General features: G+C 70.4%; 15 protein-coding genes and 1 pseudogene. 4 read left to right on the forward strand and 12 right to left on the reverse strand.

Annotated features, from left to right (window positions below):
- Positions 1-11 precede the first annotated feature (11 nt).
- On the reverse strand, positions 12-950 hold the full coding sequence (locus RNL97_RS32315) for a LysR family transcriptional regulator (RefSeq protein ID WP_030590865.1): 939 nt from the start codon (positions 948-950) through the stop codon (positions 12-14).
- Positions 951-1281: 331 nt separating this feature from the next.
- Between RNL97_RS32315 and RNL97_RS32320 the strand changes: the two genes are divergently transcribed.
- Complete coding sequence (locus RNL97_RS32320; RefSeq protein WP_158709156.1) at positions 1282-1767, forward strand: hypothetical protein; 486 nt, start codon at positions 1282-1284, stop codon at positions 1765-1767.
- 122 nt (positions 1768-1889) lie between these two features.
- Here RNL97_RS32320 and RNL97_RS32325 read toward each other — a convergent pair whose 3' ends face one another.
- From RNL97_RS32325 to RNL97_RS32345, 5 genes are all read right to left on the reverse strand, one after another.
- A complete protein-coding gene (locus tag RNL97_RS32325; protein ID WP_279344059.1) occupies positions 1890-2435 on the reverse strand; it encodes an EF-hand domain-containing protein in 546 nt (181 codons plus the stop codon).
- 70 nt (positions 2436-2505) lie between these two features.
- Positions 2506-3951: a cytochrome P450 gene (locus RNL97_RS32330; RefSeq protein WP_050500165.1), complete on the reverse strand. Its 1446-nt coding sequence runs from the start codon at positions 3949-3951 to the stop codon at positions 2506-2508.
- Positions 3952-3971: 20 nt separating this feature from the next.
- Entirely contained in the window at positions 3972-5390 is a 1419-nt protein-coding gene (locus RNL97_RS32335) for a cytochrome P450 (RefSeq protein WP_243316191.1), read from the reverse strand.
- 16 nt (positions 5391-5406) lie between these two features.
- Positions 5407-6444: a terpene synthase family protein gene (locus RNL97_RS32340; RefSeq protein ID WP_158709155.1), complete on the reverse strand. Its 1038-nt coding sequence runs from the start codon at positions 6442-6444 to the stop codon at positions 5407-5409.
- A 486-nt stretch (positions 6445-6930) separates the two neighbouring features.
- On the reverse strand, positions 6931-7335 hold the full coding sequence (locus RNL97_RS32345; protein WP_050500163.1) for a phosphotransferase: 405 nt from the start codon (positions 7333-7335) through the stop codon (positions 6931-6933).
- Here RNL97_RS32345 and RNL97_RS32350 point away from each other — a divergent pair.
- Positions 7329-7514 (forward strand): annotated as a pseudogene (locus tag RNL97_RS32350) (transposase); the annotation flags it as partial. The gene RNL97_RS32345 and the pseudogene RNL97_RS32350 overlap by 7 nt on opposite strands.
- A 53-nt stretch (positions 7515-7567) precedes the next feature.
- On the opposite strand, the gene exaC reads toward RNL97_RS32350, so the two are convergent.
- The 5 genes from exaC to RNL97_RS32375 form a co-directional block, all read right to left on the reverse strand.
- The gene (exaC, locus tag RNL97_RS32355) at positions 7568-9091 is read right to left on the reverse strand and encodes an acetaldehyde dehydrogenase ExaC (protein WP_313751566.1); all 1524 of its coding nucleotides are present in this window, start codon (positions 9089-9091) and stop codon (positions 7568-7570) included.
- A gap of 101 nt (positions 9092-9192) precedes the next feature.
- Positions 9193-10443 carry a GAF domain-containing protein gene (locus tag RNL97_RS32360; RefSeq protein WP_032766467.1) on the reverse strand — a complete coding sequence of 417 codons (1251 nt, stop codon included), beginning with the start codon at positions 10441-10443 and terminating at the stop codon, positions 9193-9195.
- A gap of 107 nt (positions 10444-10550) precedes the next feature.
- On the reverse strand, positions 10551-11138 hold the full coding sequence (locus tag RNL97_RS32365) for an N-acetylmuramoyl-L-alanine amidase (RefSeq protein WP_030590839.1): 588 nt from the start codon (positions 11136-11138) through the stop codon (positions 10551-10553).
- A gap of 270 nt (positions 11139-11408) precedes the next feature.
- The gene (locus RNL97_RS32370) at positions 11409-12806 is read right to left on the reverse strand and encodes an SWF or SNF family helicase (RefSeq protein ID WP_030590837.1); all 1398 of its coding nucleotides are present in this window, start codon (positions 12804-12806) and stop codon (positions 11409-11411) included.
- Complete coding sequence (locus tag RNL97_RS32375) at positions 12803-15778, reverse strand: DEAD/DEAH box helicase (RefSeq protein ID WP_030590835.1); 2976 nt, start codon at positions 15776-15778, stop codon at positions 12803-12805. Before RNL97_RS32375 ends, RNL97_RS32370 begins: the two co-directional genes overlap by 4 nt.
- Before the next feature lie 260 nt (positions 15779-16038).
- Here RNL97_RS32375 and RNL97_RS32380 point away from each other — a divergent pair, with 260 nt between their 5' ends.
- Both RNL97_RS32380 and RNL97_RS32385 read left to right on the forward strand, forming a co-directional pair.
- Positions 16039-17109, forward strand: a complete 1071-nt coding sequence (locus tag RNL97_RS32380) for an acyl-CoA desaturase (RefSeq protein ID WP_030590833.1) — start codon at positions 16039-16041, stop codon at positions 17107-17109.
- Positions 17110-17190: 81 nt separating this feature from the next.
- Positions 17191-17373, forward strand: coding sequence for a hypothetical protein (locus tag RNL97_RS32385; RefSeq protein WP_030590831.1), 183 nt, complete (start codon positions 17191-17193; stop codon positions 17371-17373).
- Between the two features lie 24 nt (positions 17374-17397).
- Here the strand turns inward: RNL97_RS32385 and RNL97_RS32390 are convergent, their stop codons facing one another.
- Positions 17398-18303, reverse strand: coding sequence for a hypothetical protein (locus tag RNL97_RS32390; RefSeq protein ID WP_313751568.1), 906 nt, complete (start codon positions 18301-18303; stop codon positions 17398-17400).
- Between the last annotated feature and the right edge of the window lie 3 nt (positions 18304-18306).

Raw genomic sequence — 18306 nt, forward strand, 5'->3', positions numbered from 1 at the left:
CGCCCGCGTGCTCACGGCGGATCGGGCCAGCCCGGTTCGGCGGCGTCTGCGATGCGCAGGATCTGTTGTGCTTCTCGCAGGAAGTCGCGCCCGCGGGGTGTCGGGGCGAGGGGGCGGGTGTCGCGGTCGATGATGCGGAAGCCGGCCCTGTGCTCGATCGCGCGGATGCGGGCGGCGAGGGCGGTGTGCCTGCCTCCGTAGAAGCTCTCGGCGGCCACCGGAATGCTGTCGTAGCCAGCGAGCTGGACGATGGTGCGCAGCCGATCCAGGGCTTCGCGGCCGTCGGTGACCGCTTGCATCGCCAGTGAGAGCTGCGGGGGCAGGTCGAGGTGGCCGAGGCCGTTGTAGCCGCCCGGGGAGTGGATGGCGATGCGGCACCGGCGTGCCTTCCCCGACAGACTCCCGGTGCTTATGCCGGCTTCGTGTGCCAGTTCCCTCATAGGCCGGCGCTTTTCGACGTGCTCGCGTCGAAACCAGGCGCGAAAGGACTCGGGCGGGGCGGCCGTACGCAGGGGGATGTTGTCGAGGGCGAGGAGGTCGCGGACGGTGGTGGCCGCGCACTTGGCCATGGCGGCGGTCTCCACTGTGGGTTTCCGGTCGGTGACGTACAGCTCACGCAGCCGGCGGGGCGCGAGTACCGCGGCTCGGGTGGCGGGGTCTGGCGCGCGGATCTTACCCAGAAGCTGGTCCGGCGGGCCGGTGACGGTGTCGTCGATCTCGAAGCAGAGGCGGAGATGCTCTGCGGTCATCCCGGTGGCCTCGGTGACCGGGGCGATCGTGTCATTGCAGTCGAGGGCGGCACGGAGCGCCGTGGTGTCGACCTGTTCGGGTGCGATGCCCGGCCAGTTGACGTCGCGGACCCATTGGGCTGGTGGCTCCCAGGTCACCGGCTCGTCGATGCCGCGGGCCGCCAGGTTCTGCTCTGCCTGTTCGTGTAGGAAGGCACGCAAGGGGCAGTGGTGCGCGGTAACGAAATTCGGTGCAGCTCCAGGCGAAGCGGGCGGCGGCTCCCTGTGGCGTGGGCGGGCTGTGCCCGGTCAGCAGCAGCAGGTGCCAGCGCATGACCTGCTGGCGGTGCTCGCCGCCAGCAAGCTTCGGACGTGCCGCCCGGGACGAGGAGGAGGCTGGAGCAGCCATGGCGGAACGCGTCGACACGGAAGACGCGGCCTGGTGATCGCAGGCGGTCGACAGGCAGCAGGCGGCTCACCAGACCCGCACGCTGATCGAACAACACGAGGCGACGCGACCCGCAGCTGCGCACACGAAAGGCGCCCAGGCCGCATGGCCCGCAAGAACAGAGACCGCACTGCGGAACGCGAGGCGATACGAGCCGCCGCGATGCACCTCCTGACCGGCACCCACTTCCGCTCCACGGCCGGCAAACGCACGGGAACCGAGCTGATCACCGAGTGCGGACTGCGGCGCGACATCGTCTGTGGCGACCACAAGGACCTCATGGACGAGTTCAAAGCACAGGCCACTGCACAGAACTTCACGCCGCAGGACGCTCAGCGCCTCGCCGAGGAGAACACCACCATGAGACATGTCCTGGCGAAGGCCAAGGGTGAACTTGCCGTAGAGCGTGAGCGGGTGCGAGCCCTTCTTCGTGCCACGGCTGAGCTGTCACTTGAGCTCGAACAGACGCGTGAAGAGCCCGCAAGCGCAGCAGGTGACGCGGCTGGCCGGCTCCCGCACGTGACGGGTCATGACCGACGCACAGTCTTCTACCGAGGGGGCGGAACCGCATCTTCGGGAAGCCGGACTTGAGGCTACGGCTGAGCATGCGTGAGGGGTGGATCCCTGGTTTCGCATCCCAGGGATCCATTGCTGAAGCTTGGCCGTGACGAGTTTCCCCTTTGTGAGGGCGTCAGGTCAGTGGCGGCTGAGTGTTAGGCGACGGGGCCGAACATGACGACTCCGGGGGCGGTGGGGTCGTTGCTGAGGTAGACCTCGCGCGCGGCCTGGACGAACTCGTCGACGCTGATGCGGCCATCACTGTCGCGGTCGAGGCGGGCAACGGTCTCCTTGCTGTGCTGTGCGTCCACGCCGTACGCCTCGTAGATGCGCGTGACCTGCTGCGGCGTGAGGTAGCCGTCGCCCTCGGCGTCGGCGGCGCGGAAGGTGACCTGGGAGACCTTGACCATGCGGTCGGCGTAGGCGGGGTCGTTCTGCAGGCCGTGGTCGACGGCGGAGATGAACTCCTCGCGGCTGATGCGGCCGTCTCCGTCGGTGTCGGCGGCCTTGCGGAAGTGCTCCCACCAGGAGGTGAAGGCGTCGTCGATCTCAGCAGCGAGCTCGGCGTCCATGTTGGGGCGCAGGTTGCGCATGCGCTGGGCGAGGGCCTGGAAGTCGTCGGCGCTGAGGTGGCCGTCGCTGGTGACATCGAGCGTGTCGAAGACGCGGTCCATGTTGGTCTTCTGCAGCTGTCCGAGCATGTTCGTACTCTTTCCTGATTCGCGTGCGAATCGTGGTGGTGTTTCCCGCTGTGGCGTGGGCGCTTGTTGCTCAGGTGACCCGGTGGTTCGCCGAGCGGTCTTCCGGTGGAAGTTGATGAGGCAGGCCCTGGGGAAGGGCCTGCCCAGCACCGTGCGTCGCTGCATGGTCGGTGTCGACCGGCTGGTCCGAGGGCGTCTGCCGGGGGCCGCGTGGGTGCGCGGTCATGACCAGGCGGTCGGGGGACAGCGCGGCGCCGGCGATTTCGCGAGGGGCACGGGCCGAGATGGAGGTGAGCCGGCAACGGGCCCCGATCGTCGCGACGGTGACCGCGAGCTCTGTCAGGGCAAAGTGATCGCCGAGGCACTTGTAGGGGCCTGCGCTGAAGGGGAGGAAAGCGGGCCCGGCGGTGTCGGCGGTCAGCCAGCGGTCGGGCAGGAACTGTGTCGCCTGGTCGTAGAGGCCGGGATCACGGTGGAGGGTGGCTGGGCTGCACAGAAGTTCGGTACCGGCGGGGATCTGCACACCGCCCAGGACGGTGGGCGCCGTGGGCCGGCGCATCAGCATCCATGCGGGGCTGTGGAGCCTGAGCGTCTCGCGCACCACGCTCTGTGTGAACGGCAGGCGGGGCAGATCATCGAAGGTCACCGGCCGAGAGCCGAGGACCTCGTCCAGCTCCGCTTCCAGGCGGTCCTGTGCCCCTGGGGTGCGCGCGATTTCGTAGTAGAGCCAGGTGAGGGTGGTCGCGACGGTTTCGATACCGGCGGTGAGGAAGGTCATGGCTTCGTCGCGGACCTGGCCGGGGTCCATGGCCCGTCCGCTTTCGGCGTCGCGTGCCGCGATCAGCATGGACAGCAGATCGCCACCGTCGACCGCATCCTGGCCGTGGGCGCGCACCAGGCCGTCGACCAGAGAGCGCAGTTCGTGCCGCGACTGCTCAAAACGCCGGTTGGCAGGAGTGGGCAGACGGTCCAGCCAGCCGAAGGGGGAGACGACTTTGCGCCCCATGCCCTGGATGAACACCGGCAACCAGTGACGGATGCGCTCTACATCGCCTTCGTCGAGCTCGCTGCCGAAGAGCACCTTCGCCACGACCTCGCTCGTCAGCGCGTACATCTCAGCGCGGACGTCGATCTCGCCGCCCGGGGCCCAGTGGGCCGTGCGTGCTTGCGCGACACGGCGCATGACATCGGTGTAGCCCTTGAGCCGCTCGCGGCTGAATGCTGGTGCCACCAGTCGGCGCTGGCGCTGGTGGAAGTCGCCGTCCACGGTGAACAGGCCGTCGCCCTGGTAGGGGCGGAACTTCTCGTAGAAGCGGCCCTTGCGGAAACTGTTGGCATCCGAGGCCAGCATCTGCCGTACCAGTTCCGGCGAGTTGAGGACGTAAACATCCAGCGGGCCGATCCTGATCCGCGCCATGTCACCGGCGCCGCGGACCGACTGCAGCAGCTGCACGGGATCGCGCAGCAACCCCAGGGCGTGCCCGAGCAGCGGAAGGCTGCCCGGGGCGGTCTTCACTGCAGAAAGCGGGGCCACTGTCATCGGGGGGTCACCGCCTCGCCCTGCCGGGGCAGCGGGAACTGCCGGCGCTGCAGCCGCAGAGCCAAGCCGCGCGGCTCGATGATGCTGCGTCCCTGGAGGGTCACCGAGGCGGTGGTGGCCGGGGTGAGTTTCCAGGTCTTGAGGATGGACGCCAGAGTCAGGGTGATGTTCATGACCGAGAAGTCGCGGCCGATGCATTTCCGGAAGCCTGTGCCGAACGGAATCATCATCGCCGCCCTTTCGGCTCTCGCCCAGTCGGCACTGACGTCGTCCCAGCGCTGCGGATCGAACCGGTCCGGGTCGGTGAACAGGTCCGGGCGGTGGTGGAGGATGTAGGGGCTGATCAGCACGTCCGACCCCGCAGGGATGCGGTAGCCGCCCAGAACCGTCTCGGTCACCGTCACACGGCTGAACATCCAGGCCGCGGGCCGGATGCGGAACGTCTCCGCTACGGCCTTGTCCAGGGTCGGCAGACGCGTCAGGTCGTCGTGAAGCGCGACCGGGCCACTGCTCGCGGCCTTCGCCTCCCGCGCGACCTCCGCATCCAGGTCGCCGTCCAGAGACAGATAGTGCAGGGACCAGGCCAGCATGGCGGCCGTCGTACCGATCCCGGCGATGAACATCGTCATCACCTGGTCACGGATCTCGGTGTCGGACAACGTGTCCTTGCTGCCTTCGTCATGGGCCATCAGCCTCGACAGCAGGTCACCACGATCTTGGCCACCACGACGATAGGCAGCGACGGTCTCCTCGATCTTGCCGTACAGAGCGCCGCGGGCCTGCTCGTAGCGGCGGTTGGACGGCAGCGGCAACCGGGCCGCACCCGGCGCGACCATGCGCACAAACGCCCCGGAGACCAAAGTGTCCACATGCCCCAGCGTCTCCCGCACCGCGCCGCTGCCGGCCTGGGAGCCGGAGAACCAGGACGCGAACATCGTGGAGACGGTGATGCGCATGGCCAGCTCCTGCATCACCTGGTAGACATCCAGCACCTGCCCTTCACGCCACGACCCGGTCACGGCCTCGATCTCCCGGCCGACGAGATCGCTGTACCCGGCGAGCTGCTCCCTGCGGAAGACCGGCTGAGTCAACCGCCGCAGCCTGGTGTGGACCGCGTCGGGACAGGTGGCCAGGCCGTTCCCGAAGAACTCGGCGACGTTCTCGAAGAACGGCCCGCCCTTGTCGAACGGGCGATGATCCTTCACCAGAACCTGAGAGACCAGTTCCGGACCACACACCACCAGCGTCCTGCGGGTCCCCAGCCGGATCTCCACCAGATCGCCGTAGGAGGGCAACGACATCAAGAAGCCCGTCGGGTCCGCGAGCAGCTGCCTGAGATGCCCCAGCAGGGGAACACCTCCCCGCGCACAGGGGACCTGCGGTGTTGTGCCGGCCCTTTGGGTCTGATCGGCCACGTGCGTCACTTGGTCCTCAACTCCCCGCCGCCACGAGCAGCTCAGAGGCCCACTCCGGCATCGGACGGTGAGACGCATGACGCGCGGAAATCTGCTCCCACTCGTAATCCCCGCAGATCCAGTCGTGAATGGTGTCGGCGTACCCGAGAACCGCACGCTGTTGTGCGCCGTCGAGGTGACTCAGCAGCTGCGGAAGCTGTTCCTCCTCGATCGCCACCAGTTGGGACACCTTTTCCTGCCCGAGCGCAGAGGCTCGCTCCACCGCTTCTTCCCGGGTGCACGATTGAGTGCGCTCAATGATGTGGATCGCGTTGTGCAGACCATCGACGTCCTCGTGCGACGTGGACATGGAATCGTTCCTGATAGCGACCAGGTCCGCTCCCAACTGGCGCATCCGTTTCAGCACCGGGTGGTGCCACACGACCGCTGGCACCTCACTGCCGCCCCATTTTTCCGCAAGGTCGTTCTGCCCGAACGCACACGTGGTGGCCGCCCGGAAATCGAAATAGGTTTCAAGGTCGAGGTAGGTATATCCGTTGCTACGGTCCATTGCCTCAGTCAGCTGAGACGAAAAATACGATGACCAGTGAAATGCGACGCGACTACGCAGTGACGGCGACATGCCCCTCACCATCCGCCCCCACAGATCAGCGAAAGCCCGTACAGTGGGAGCATCATGGGACCGTGCGTCCGTAGTGCCGTGCACAATCGCGATGAGAGCAGTGCACACCTGGGACACGCGGTGCGGGTCACGACCGAGATCACCGTCCAGTTGGTCGTCAAACGGCAGGAAGTACCAACCCATCATCTGCGCCGCCGTACAGCAGTCCTCGGCGCTGGCTCTGGGATAGAAGAAAGCGGCAACCTCGGCGAGCCGCCAATCCACAAATTCACGCACCGCCCGCTCACCCCGCAGGAGACCGAACTCCAGCATCCACGCGATGGCGCTATCCCTAGCCTGGTCGACATGCGGATTGACGCGCAGCGGCCACGGCCTGGAAAACTCCGCCCCCATTCGCATGCCTGACGCTTCCTGCTCCCTCAAAATACTCACCCCGTGATGATCTTGCACAAGGCGGCTACATGCAAATTACTGCGACTATTGCGCCCGAAAGAGTGAAGTATATTTCGGAAATCCATATTATAGGAGCGGTTGACTATCGCGAGTGCTGGAGGGTGCTGGCGTTGTTCACGGCATCTTCCCGTGAGCAGAGTCAGGGGTGCCGCTCGGGCAGATAGTCCGGGACCCGGCTCGCAGGTGCGGAGACCGATCGTCAAACCTCGGCCGGTTTCCCTGGCAGATACGGGCGGTATCGCTCCTCTCATGCTGTAACCGCCCTTACACCATGTCCCGCCCCGTACCCGCATCGCCAACACGGGATATCTGCCGCTCCCCGGCCTGCCGACCAGCCAGAGGCTCGCGAAACTGCGTGAGAAGCCAATCGGCTGGAGGTAGCGGCGACAGCCCCCGCCCCAAGACCACCCTGCGGGGCCACCAGCGCGAAGTAGCCGACGCCGCACTACCCGACACTGGACTTGGCTAATGAAGGAGCTGGAAGTCGCCGTGGGTCTCCACCCACTCCAGTGCGGGCAGCGCCTCCGCCCGGCGGACGAGATCGCGGACGAACGCCTCGTCCCCGGGGGCCAGCAGCGAGCGTGCTGCGGTCAGGCGCCGGTCGGCGATGCCGAGGGCGGGGCCCGCGCCATCGGGAGAAGGGCGCGGGGGAGCGGAGTCGTGGATCCGGCGGGCCAGCTCCCCGATCCGGCGGAAGATCTGCCGCTCCTGCAGGTCGGGGAGCATGGCCCCGTGCAGCGACCGGCCGGCGACCTCACTGAGAGCGACCGCCCGCAGCCCGGGGTCGGCGGCCACGAGTCGGGGCGCGGCCGCGCCGAGCGTCGGTACCCAGGTGCGCAGGGCCCGCACCCCCCGGCTGTGGAACCGCACTACCGGCCTGGAAGGAGGAGCACAACGCCTCCCACCGCAAGGTGCGAGCCCGCGTCGAGCACACCTTCGCCCGCATGAAGAGCTGGAAGATCCTCCGCGACTGCCGCCTCAAGGACGACGGCGTCCACCACGCCATGCTCGGCATCACCCGCCTGCACAACCTCACCCTCACCGGATGACAGGCAAACAAGCAGGTCAGCCTGCATGCCTCAGATCATTTACGGGACAACCTCTAGAAGAAGCCGAGCTTCTGCGCCGAGTACGAGACGAGAAGATTCTTCGTCTGCTGGTAGTGCTCCAGCATCATCTTGTGGTTCTCCCTGCCGATGCCCGACTGCTTGTAGCCGCCGAACGCCGCGTGCGCCGGGTAGGCGTGGTAGCAGTTCGTCCAGACCCTGCCGGCCTTGATCCCGCGCCCCGCCCGGTAGGCCGTGTTGACGTCGCGGGTCCAGACTCCGGCGCCCAGCCCGTACAGGGTGTCGTTCGCCGTGCTGATGGCATCGTCGAAGTCGGTGAAGGACGTCACGGCCACGACCGGGCCGAAGATCTCCTCCTGGAAGACCCGCATCCGGTTGTCGCCCTCGAAGACGGTCGGCTGGACGTAGTAGCCGCCCTCCAGCTCGCCGCCGTGTTCGACGCGCTGACCGCCGGTCAGGATCTTCGCGCCCTCCTGCTGGCCGATGTCCAGGTACGAAAGGATCTTCTGCAGCTGGTCGTTGGAGGCCTGGGCGCCGATCATCGTGGCGGTGTCCAGCGGGTGGCCCGGCACGATCTGTTCCGTGCGGGCGATGGCCGCCTCCAGGAACGCTCCGTAGTGGCCGCGCTGGATGAGAGCGCGCGACGGACACGTACACACCTCGCCTTGGTTGAGGGCGAACATCGTGAACCCTTCGAGGGCCTTGTCGAGGAAGTCGTCGTCGGCGCGCGAGACGTCGTCGAAGAAGAGGTTCGGTGACTTGCCGCCCAGCTCCAACGTCACCGGCTTGATGTTCTCGGAGGCGTACTGCATGATCAGCCGCCCCGTCGTGGTCTCACCCGTGAAGGCGATCTTCGCGACGCGCGGACTGGAGGCGAGCGGCTTGCCGGCCTCCGCTCCGAAACCGTTGACGATGTTGACGACGCCCGGCGGCAGCAGATCCGCCACCAGGCTCAGCCAGTAGTGGATCGAGGCGGGCGTCTGCTCGGCCGGCTTGAGGACCACCGCATTGCCCGCGGCGAGCGCCGGGGCGAGCTTCCAGGTGGCCATCAGGATGGGGAAGTTCCATGGGATGATCTGCCCGACCACGCCCAGCGGTTCGTGGAAGTGGTACGCGACGGTGTCGTCGTCGATCTCGCTGAGCGAACCCTCCTGGGCGCGCAGCGCACCCGCGAAATAGCGGAAGTGGTCGATGGCGAGCGGGATGTCGGCCGCCAGGGTCTCCCGCACGGGTTTGCCGTTCTCCCAGCTCTCGGCGACCGCCAGCTCCTCCAGGTGGGCCTCCATCCGGTCGGCGATCCTGTTCAGCACAGACGCCCGGTCCCCGGCGGACGTGGCGCCCCAGCCCGGAGCCGCCGCATGGGCCGCGTCCAGGGCCCGTTCGACGTCCTCGGACGTGCCGCGCGCGATCTCGGTGAACGGGCGGCCGTTGACGGGGCTCGGGTTCTCGAAGTACTGACCCCGGGCCGGCGGCACGTACTCCCCGCCGATCCAGTGGTCGTAGCGGGGCGCGTACGTGACGATCGCGCCCTCGGCGCCCGGCGCAGCGTAACGGGTCATCTCTGTGGCCTCCCGGATCCGGTGCCGCCCGCCGTTGGACGGCCCTCGGCGCGAGGCTAGGTACGGGGACGTTGCAAGCGCGTTGCACTGTCGGGCGGCTGTCAGCCGCGCTGCTCGGCGTCGAGCCCCCGGACCCGGGCCTGCAACGCCGGCCGCTGGTCCGCCGGGACCGCCCCGGCCAGCGCGCGCCACACCGGCAGGTCCTCCTCGCCCCACGGGCTGTACGCCCAGTCGGCGAGCAGCCCCGGATCACCCCGGGCGATCAGCGCGGCCCGCAACTGCTCCTCGATCCGCCGCCGCAGGCGTACGACCGCGGGGGCCCCGGAACCCGGCAGCAGCGGGCCCGCGTACGCGTCCAGCGCCGCCGCCACCGCGCCCGAGCCCAGTCGGCGCGTCACCGTGTCGAAATCGGCGTCCACCGGGACGGCCAGCCGGTACGGGCGTGAGTCCAGCAGATCGGGGCCCAGCAGCCGCCGGAGCCGGGAGAGCTCCGCCCGCAGCGTCACCGGGGTCACCGACTCCTCCTCGTACAGCTCGACCAACAGCTCGTCCCCGCTCAGGCCCTCCGGCCGGCGGGCCAGGGCGACCAGGATCTCGCTGTGCCGCCGACTGAGCCGCAACCGCCGCCCGCGCGCCACCAGCAGCGCCTCGTCCCGGCCCAGCGCACTCAGCCGCACCGCATCGACGTCGGGCGGTGTCAGCAGCGCGAGGTGCGACTCGGCGGCCCGGGCCACCGCCTGGACGAAGGCCAGACTGTGCGGATGGGCGAGCCGGTCCCCGCCCGTGATGTCCACGGCACCCAGCACCCGGCCCGTACGGGGATCGTGCAACGGTGCCGCCGCGCACGTCCACTGCTGGACCGGTCGCAGGAAGTGCTCGGCCGCGAAGACCTGGACCGGACGGTCCACCGCGATGGCCGTCCCCGGCGCGTTCGTCCCCGCCACGGACTCGGCCCACCGGGCGCCCTCCACGAAGTTCATCAGCCCGGCCGCCCGCCGCGCCACCGTGTGGCCCTCCACCCACAGGAGGCGGCCGTGGGCGTCGCAGACGGCCAGGAGATGTTCCCCGTCCGTGGCGTACGCCCCCATCAGTTCACGGATCACAGGCATCGCGCGGGCCAACGGGTGCGCCGCCCGGTAAGGACCCAGCTCGTCCGGGCCGAGCTCGACGACGGGGGCCTCGTCCGGGCTGACCCTCGCGCGCGCCGAGCGCCGCCACGACGCGCCGACGACCGCGCGCACCGGCCGCTCCAGCCGACCCGCCGAGGTGAACACATCGTGGGCGCGGCGCAGCGCGCCGCTCCGTTCACCGGGATCGGTATCCGCCGCCAGGGCCACCCAGGGATCCGTCAACTCACCCTCCCGTCCAGGGCCGTCGTGCTCTCCCATCGTCGTCCCCGTCGGCCTCCGCGACAACCTCGGTGCGGAGAGTCATCACCACCGGTGGCGGGGGAGAGGGCTCAGGCGGCGTCGCGGACGAGCCGGAGGTAGCGCTCCCAGTCCCAGTGGACGCCCGGGTCGGTGTGGTCGCTACCCGGTACCTCGTGGTGGCCGACGATGTGCTCCCGGTCCTGGGGGATGCCGTGACGTTCGCAGATGTCGGCGGTGAGCCCGGCGGACCGCAGGTACATGACGTCCGTGAAGAACTCAGGGCGGTCCACCCACCCTTCGTGCTCGATACCGATGCTCCGGGTGTTCCAGCTCCAGTTGCCCGCGTGCCAGGCGATGTCCTTCTCCCGTACGCACTGGGCGACATGGCCGTCGCCGGAGCGCACCACGTAGTGGGCCGACACCTGCTTGGAGGGGGTGCGGAAGATACCGGCGGTCGGCGTGAACAACTGCTGGGCGACATGGATGACGACACGGTCGATGCGGCGCTCGGAAGGGCGGGAGGGGACGGTGTAGTTGGCGGGGGCGGCCGGAACCCAGAGGGCCGTCGCGTAGTCGGTGGGGCCCTTGGGCGCGGCGACGGCCCGGACCGACGAGGGCAGGACGGCCGCCGCACCCATCGTGGCGGCGGCGTACTGGATGATCCTTCTGCGGTTCAACAGCGCTCCTGGGCTGGGCCGGCCCCCCCGGGTGCGGCTGAGGGGCAGGGGCGTACGGCGGGTGGGGCGGCGAGGGCCGCGGTTCGTCGATCACCCCTGCCGCAGCAGATGACGAGCGCATCGGATGTCCGGTTCCCGAAGCCGCTGTCCGGACGCGCGGGTGGCTCCCACGCGTCCGGACCACACCGAAGCGTTCCCGATTCCCCGGTGGGGACCAGCCCCCCTGCCCAGGCCGTGTCAGTCCGCCGCACCCACCCCGCTCATACCGTCCTACGCTCCGTCCTCGGCGCCCGCCAGCGCCCCCGCCGGATCGTCGTCCGCCGGTCCGGCGGGCACCCACCGTCCGCGCTCCTTGCGGTAGGGCCACCACCGCCCGTCCCGGTCGAGCCGGAGCTGGAGGTCGGCGCCCGCCACGGTCCAGCGGGCCTGCCCGCTCGCCCGCAGTGCCGGGCGCTCACCCGCCTCCCACGCCTCGCCCAGCCGGGCGCGGGCCCGCCCCAGATCCTCCGGGTCCGGCGCCCACCCCTCGTCGAGCACGGCGAGTGCCGCGACCCCGCCGTACCGCCAGGCGCGTACCGCCGCATCCAGGTCCGCGGGCGGGCGGCCGGACCCCGCGGCCAGCCGCGCCCCGATCCGCGCGTCCGGCCGGGCATCCGCGGCGAGCCGCACCGCGTCCTGCTGCGGCGTCAGCTCCGCCGGGAGCGGCTGCTCCTCGTGCCCCGGAGCCAGGGCGTCCAGCAGCATCCGGTGGGCCCGCACCGCGCTGTCGGCCGCCAGCACCTCCAGCGCCGCCGGGTCGATGCCGGGCGCGGGCGGGGTCTCCGTGTCCAGCGACGGCCCGAGCCCGGGGGCGTCGGGGGCCGACGGGGGAGCGGGGAGCGGCGGAAGGATTCCGGCCGCCGCGAACGCGTCCCCGGCCGGGACCCCGGCAACCTCCCGCTCCGCATCGTCGGTGGCCCCGCTCTCCCCTCCGTCCCCCAGCCGGACCGCACGGGCGGCGCTGCGCACCTGGAGCTCGTCCAGCAGCCGCCGCTCCTCGCGCCCCCGCATCAGCAGCAGGACGAACGGGTCCTCGTCCAGCAACCGCGCCACCTGGTAGCAGAGGGCGCCCGAGTGCGGGCAGTGGTCCCAGGCCCCGCAGGTGCACTCCGGCTCCAGGTCCCCGATGCCCGGCAGGAGCTCGACCCCGGCGCTCGCCGCGTCCTCCACCAGATGCGGCGGCATCTCCCGGTCCAGCAGCGCCGCGATGTGCCCGGCCCGGTCCACGGCCATGTCCAGGAACCGGTCCCAGGCCTCCGCACCGAGCTGCTGGAGCAGGACGTCGCTGCGGTAGGCCGTGCCGTCGCGGTCCCGCACCATCGCCGTGATCCGCCCCGGCCGTACGGAGACCGCCCCGACCCCGCCCTTCCGGGCCAGTTGGCGGCCCTGCTTCAGCTGCTGCCCGTCCAGCGCCGTCTCCTCCAGCGCCTGGAGCCATGCCCGGCCCCACCAGGACGTGGCGAAACCCCGGCCCTGCGCAGGGGGAAGCGCCGCGAACGTACGCTCCGGACCGCGCCCGCCGTGTCGCGACGCACCGGCCCCGTCGTCCCCGCCCGGGGCCTCCGCGTCGCCCGCCCCGTACTCCGTCCCGTACGGGGATTCGTCCTCGTACCCGTACTCGTCGCTCATCGCGCGCCCCCTCGCAGCTGGACCAGGTCGGCCAGTTCCGCATCGGTCAGTTCGGTCAGCGCCGCCTCGCCGGAGCCGAGCACCGCGTCCGCGAGGCCCTGTTTGCGGGCGAGCATGTCGGCGATCCGGTCCTCGATCGTGCCCTCGGCGATCAGTCGGTGGACCTGAACCGGCTGCGTCTGGCCGATCCGGTACGCCCGGTCCGTGGCCTGTGCCTCGACCGCCGGATTCCACCAGCGGTCGAAGTGCACGACATGACCGGCACGGGTGAGGTTGAGCCCGGTCCCCGCCGCCTTGAGGGACAGCAGGAACACCGGTGCCTCGCCCGTCTGGAAGCGGGCCACCATCTCCTCGCGCCGGGCCACCGGCGTACCACCGTGCAGGAACTGCGTGTCCACCCCGCGCGCGGCCAGGTGCTCCTCCAGCAGCCGCGCCATCTGCACGTACTGCGTGAAGACCAGCACCGAGCCTTCCTCGGCCAGGATGGTGTCCAGGAGTTCGTCCAGCAGTTCGACCTTCCCCGACCGGTCCGCGATCCGCGGCTGCTCCTCCTTGAGGAACTGCGCCGGGTGGTTGCAGATCTGCTTGAGCGAGGTCAGCAGCTTCATCACGAGCCCCCGCCGTTCGAAGCCGTCGGCGGCGGAGATCTCCGCCAGGGTCTCGCGGACCACCGCCTCGTACAGACCGGTCTGTTCCGGCGTCAGCGACACGGCCCGGTCGGTCTCGGTCTTCGGCGGCAACTCGGGCGCGATGCCCGGGTCGGACTTCCGGCGGCGCAGCAGGAACGGCCGTACCAGCGCGGCGAGTCGTTCCGCGGCGGCCGGATCGTTGCCGTCCTCGACCGCGGCGGCGTAGCGCGTACGGAAGGTGCCGAGTCGGCCGAGCAGACCGGGCGTCGTCCAGTCCAGGATCGCCCACAGCTCGGAGAGGTTGTTCTCCACGGGGGTGCCGGTGAGCGCGACCCGGGCCCGGGCGCCGATCGTCCGCAGTTGCTTGGCCGTCGCCGAGTGGGGGTTCTTGACGTGCTGGGCCTCGTCGATGACGACCATGCCCCAGGGCACAGTGGCGAGCCGGGGTGCGTCGAGGCGCATCGTGCCGTACGTCGTCAGCACGAACTCGCCGTCCACCAGATCCTCCAGGGAACGGGACGCCCCGTGGAAGCGGCGGACGGGGGTGCCCGGGGCGAACTTCTCGATCTCCCGCTGCCAGTTGCCCATCAGCGACGTCGGACACACCACCAGCGTCGGCCCGGCGGCGTCCCGATCGTTCTGCCGGTGCAGATGCAGGGCGATGAGCGTGATCGTCTTGCCGAGGCCCATGTCGTCGGCGAGACAGCCGCCGAGACCGAGCGAGGTCATGGTGTTCAGCCAGTTCAGCCCGCGCAACTGGTAGTCGCGCAAGGTCGCGGTGAGTGCCTCGGGCTGCCCGACCGACTGCTGAGCGGCGGATTCCGGATCGGCCAGCCGGTCCCGCAACTGCTGGAGCCAGCCGGTCGCCGCCACCTCGACACGCCGGCCGTCCACCTCCGTCGAGCCGGTCAGCACCGCGCCCAGTGCGTCGATCGGAGTGACCTTGCGGTCCTGGGTCTCCCGCGCCCGACGTGCCTCCTCGGGGTCGATGAGCACCCACTGGTCACGCAGCCGCACGATGGGCCTGGACGACTCGGCGAGCCGGTCCACTTCCTCGCGGGTCAGCTTCTGGTCGCCCAGGGCGAACCGCCAGTCGAACGACAGCAGCGCGTCGGCGGAGAGGAACGAGGGCGCGTCCGCGGCCGTACGCCCCCGGGGCCCGTCGCCCTGCCGGTCCGAGACGTCCTGGTCCGGCGCGTCGCGGTCGTCCGGGCCGATCACGGCGCGCGCGGTGAGCTTCCTGGCCAGCTCCTTGGGCCAGTGCACCTGCACCCCGGCGGCGGCCAGAGCGCGCGAGGCGGACCCCAGCAACTCGGCGATCTCCTCGTCGGCCGGTTCCACCGAGTCCGGCACCGCGGCGGAGAGCAGCGGTGCCAGCGGGGGCCAGGCGCGGGCGGCCCGCCGCAGCGTGAGCAGAGCGTCCATCCGGGCCCGCGGGCCGAACGCGGCAGCGGTCCGCGAGCCGCCCGCCCACAGCTCTGCCGCATCGGCGACCAGGGAGGGATCGCTGACGCTGTGGATCTGCAGCACGGCACGGAACGACGGCGCGCCCCCGTCCGTTCCTGATCCGGAGCCCTCCACGCCCCGGGCTGTCTCAAGGCCCGTTTCCGCGCCGCTCCGCCGCGACGCAAGGCCCGACACCTCGATACGCAACGAGAGCCGTACGCCCGCGTCGTGACCGGCCGCCACATCGGCCGCCCAGGCCCGTCCCTCGGGCAGCTGCTGGGGCTGCTGGGCGGTGAACGCGGGACCGGCGGCGGCGAACCCCGCGGCCGGGGTCCGGGGCATCGCGTCCGCCACCGCATCGAGGAACGCGCGCAGCAGGCGCTCCGGTTCGGGCAGCAGCGGTTCGGCGCCGGCGTCGCTGTCGTTCGCCGTCGCGTCCGGAACCGGGGTCGCGTGCGCGGTCGGCGGCATCGACGCCGCCAGCTCCCGGACCCGTTCGAGGTCCTCGGCGCTCAACGGCCCGATCCGCCAGGCGTCGTGGTCGGCGGGGCTCAGCCCCGGCAGCAGCAGGCCGCGGGCGACGAACTGCAGGGCGAGGAGCGCACCCGCGCCCCAGAAAGCGGTGGCGGGGGAGGCCTGCGCGGCGGCGCGTGCCCGGGTCAGTACCGGAAGGGCGTCCCGCACGGGGAGGAACAGCGCCGAAACCGTACGGGGCCGCAGGTCGGCGTCGACCACGGTCAGCTCCGACACGGTCCCGGGAGTGTCGCAGGGGGTGCTCCCGTCCGGGTCCCAGAAAACGATCATGCTGTTACGCGCCGGATCGGCGGGGACGAAGATTGCGGAGCAGCGGGACAGGTCGGCGATCTCGGACGGCTTTGGCGCAGGGTGCCTGTGCACAGGAATGGCTGATTCCTCAAACTTGACTAGTGGGCGGAGTCGCCGAGGGTACTCCACTTTGCTCGATGGCGGGCCGCATGGTCGTGTGGCGTGCGTCACGCTTTCTGGTGGCGGTATCTCCATGGTGCAGCCAGCCCCACCACCGGGCACGGGGTCTGCCCCAGGGGCGATCAGGGTGGTGGCGCCATGGCTCCCATCGGCCCTCGGTCACTACGTTCGATGAGGTCAGCGCCTTAGAGGTTCCAGAGACCGGAGACGTCATGCCCCAGGCGACAGCCACTGTTGCGGATCCCGCCGACGAAAGCAGCCCGGAGCGCCGGGCCGACGCACGCGCCGCGGCGGCCGGGAGCGATTTCGCACCGCTGCTGCGTGCCGCGAGGGACCAGGGTCTGCTGGAGCGCCGCACCGACCGGTATGTGCTCGGCATCGCCGCCAATCTCGCGGCCCTGGGCGCGTTGCTCACCGGCTTCGTCCTGTTGGGCGACACGTGGTGGAGCCTGCTCCTCGCCCTGCCCCTGGCGGTCCTGTGGACCCGTACGGCCTTCGTCGCCCACGACGCGGGGCATGCGCAGATATCCGCGGACCGCAGGACGAGCAGGCTGATCGCTCTCGTCCACGCCAATCTGCTCCTGGGCATGAACGAGGCGTGGTGGAACGACAAGCACGTACGCCACCACGCCAACCCCAACCACATCGACAAGGACCCCGATGTGGGCGTCGGTGCCCTGGTCTGGACCCAGAAGCAGGCGGAGCAGCGGGAGGGTTCCGCCCGTTGGCTGACCAGGAACCAGGCCCGGCTGTTCTTCCCCATGCTGCTGCTCGAAGGCATCGCCCTGAAGATCTACGGATTCCAGTTCCTGAGCCGACAGCCCCTGCGGGAGCGGGCCGTCTCGGCGCTGCTGCTGACCGCGCACTTCGCCCTCTACGCGACGCTGCTGTTCAGCACGCTGTCCCCGGCAAAGGCCGTCGTCTTCGCCCTGGTGCTGCACGCACTGTTCGGCCTCCACCTGGGCCTGGCCTTCGCCCCCAACCACAAGGGGATGGAGATGCCCGACCCCGACGGCGAGCGCTGGGGCCACCTCCAGCGGCAGGTACTGACCTCGCGCAACGTACGGGGCGGCGTCCTGACCGACTGGTTCCTCGGCGGGCTGAACTACCAGATAGAGCACCACCTCTTCCCGAGCATGCCCCGCCCCAACCTGCGGCTGGCCCAGCCCCTGGTCAGGGCGCACTGCGCCGGCATCGGCATGCCGTACACGGAGACCGGACTGATCGAGTCCTACCGCCAGGCGCTGGCGCACATGCACGACGTCGGTGAGCCGCTGCGGTAGCGCGGGGTGCCGGGGAACGTAAGAGAGCGCGGAGGCGTTCCCACAACAGGAGCGGCGCCGGCCGCGAAGGAGGCGTGGACCATGTCGAATGGTGCGAAGGTCGCTATCGGGGGTGTCCTCGCGGCAGCCGTCCTGTGGCCCCTGATCGGATTCTGGTGGGCGCTGCTGGTCGTGATCGGTGTCCCCGTGGCGGGCTATCTGCTGCTGGACCCGTCCCAGCGGCGCAGGCTCCGCAGGATCAACCGCAAGGAAATCGGCCGCTGAATGAGGACGCAGAGGGCCAGGACGTCACACGCCTTGGGCGGCCAGCCCGTCCAGAGCCGTGAGCAGGCCGGGCAGTGAGGCCCCACGGCCGACGGGAATGACCGTGCCGGGCTCCTCGTCCAGCAGGAACAGAGCGATGTCGTCGGTCCGCGCCACCATCGACCACCCCGGGCCGTCGACGCGCAGCGTACGTGCGTCGGCCGAGACGTACGAGGAACGGATCCGCCCGGGAGGCGGCGGAGTCCTCGTATAGGCGGTGGCCTCCGACAGGGCTCTGCGGACACCGGGGTGCCGGGGGGACCCGGAGGGGGCGTTCTCCTGGTCCTCTCCGGTGTCGCTCCCCGCATCCGCCTCGGCGTCGGTTGCGACCTCACCCCGGGCCTCGCGGCCCGTCTCACCGGTGGTGCCGGGCAGCGGGAACTGCGTGTCGTCGATCTGCTCGCGCCATGCCGACCACTGCGCGGCGATCTCGTCGGCGCCGAGCCGTCGCTGCGCCGGTCCCCAGGCCTCCGCGTCGGGCGGGGTGAGGGGTGCCGGCCCCTCCCCGTCCGTCTCCGGATCGTGCGGGTCCGGCACGCCGGGCGCGGAGACGGCCAGGTCCATCGGCCAGCCGGGCAGGGCGCACACCATGGAGCGCTCGTCGGGGGAGAGGTCGTGCTCCATGCCGCAGTCCCAGGCGGCGATGGCGACGGCCACCTGGGAGGCGTCGTCGACGACCACCGTCCACCGCGCGCCCTCACCGTCCTGCCCGAGGATGAGCCCGTAGCCCTCCTCGTACGGTTCGAGCGCCAGCGCACCGCACGCGGCGACGTAATCGTCCCCCAGCACACTGGGGAACCGCGAGGGCGTCAGCAGCATCGCGGTCAGCACCAGCAGCGCGTCGTCGGCCGCCTCGTCCACACCGGCCACGGTGTCCTCCCCATCGCTCATCGC

Source organism: Streptomyces parvus (genome assembly GCF_032121415.1).
Lineage (GTDB): Bacteria > Actinomycetota > Actinomycetes > Streptomycetales > Streptomycetaceae > Streptomyces > Streptomyces globisporus_A.

What these genes read in the sequence shown, in the direction of transcription:
- RNL97_RS32325 (WP_279344059.1), bottom strand. Translation starts at nt 2,435, where the DNA reads ATGCTCGGACAGCTGCAGAAGACCAACATGGACCGCGTCTTCGACACG.
- RNL97_RS32380 (WP_030590833.1), top strand. Translation starts at nt 16,039, where the DNA reads ATGCCCCAGGCGACAGCCACTGTTGCGGATCCCGCCGACGAAAGCAGC.
- exaC (WP_313751566.1), bottom strand. Translation starts at nt 9,091, where the DNA reads ATGACCCGTTACGCTGCGCCGGGCGCCGAGGGCGCGATCGTCACGTAC.
- RNL97_RS32320 (WP_158709156.1), top strand. Translation starts at nt 1,282, where the DNA reads ATGGCCCGCAAGAACAGAGACCGCACTGCGGAACGCGAGGCGATACGA.
- RNL97_RS32390 (WP_313751568.1), bottom strand. Translation starts at nt 18,303, where the DNA reads ATGAGCGATGGGGAGGACACCGTGGCCGGTGTGGACGAGGCGGCCGAC.
- RNL97_RS32370 (WP_030590837.1), bottom strand. Translation starts at nt 12,806, where the DNA reads ATGAGCGACGAGTACGGGTACGAGGACGAATCCCCGTACGGGACGGAG.
- RNL97_RS32385 (WP_030590831.1), top strand. Translation starts at nt 17,191, where the DNA reads ATGTCGAATGGTGCGAAGGTCGCTATCGGGGGTGTCCTCGCGGCAGCC.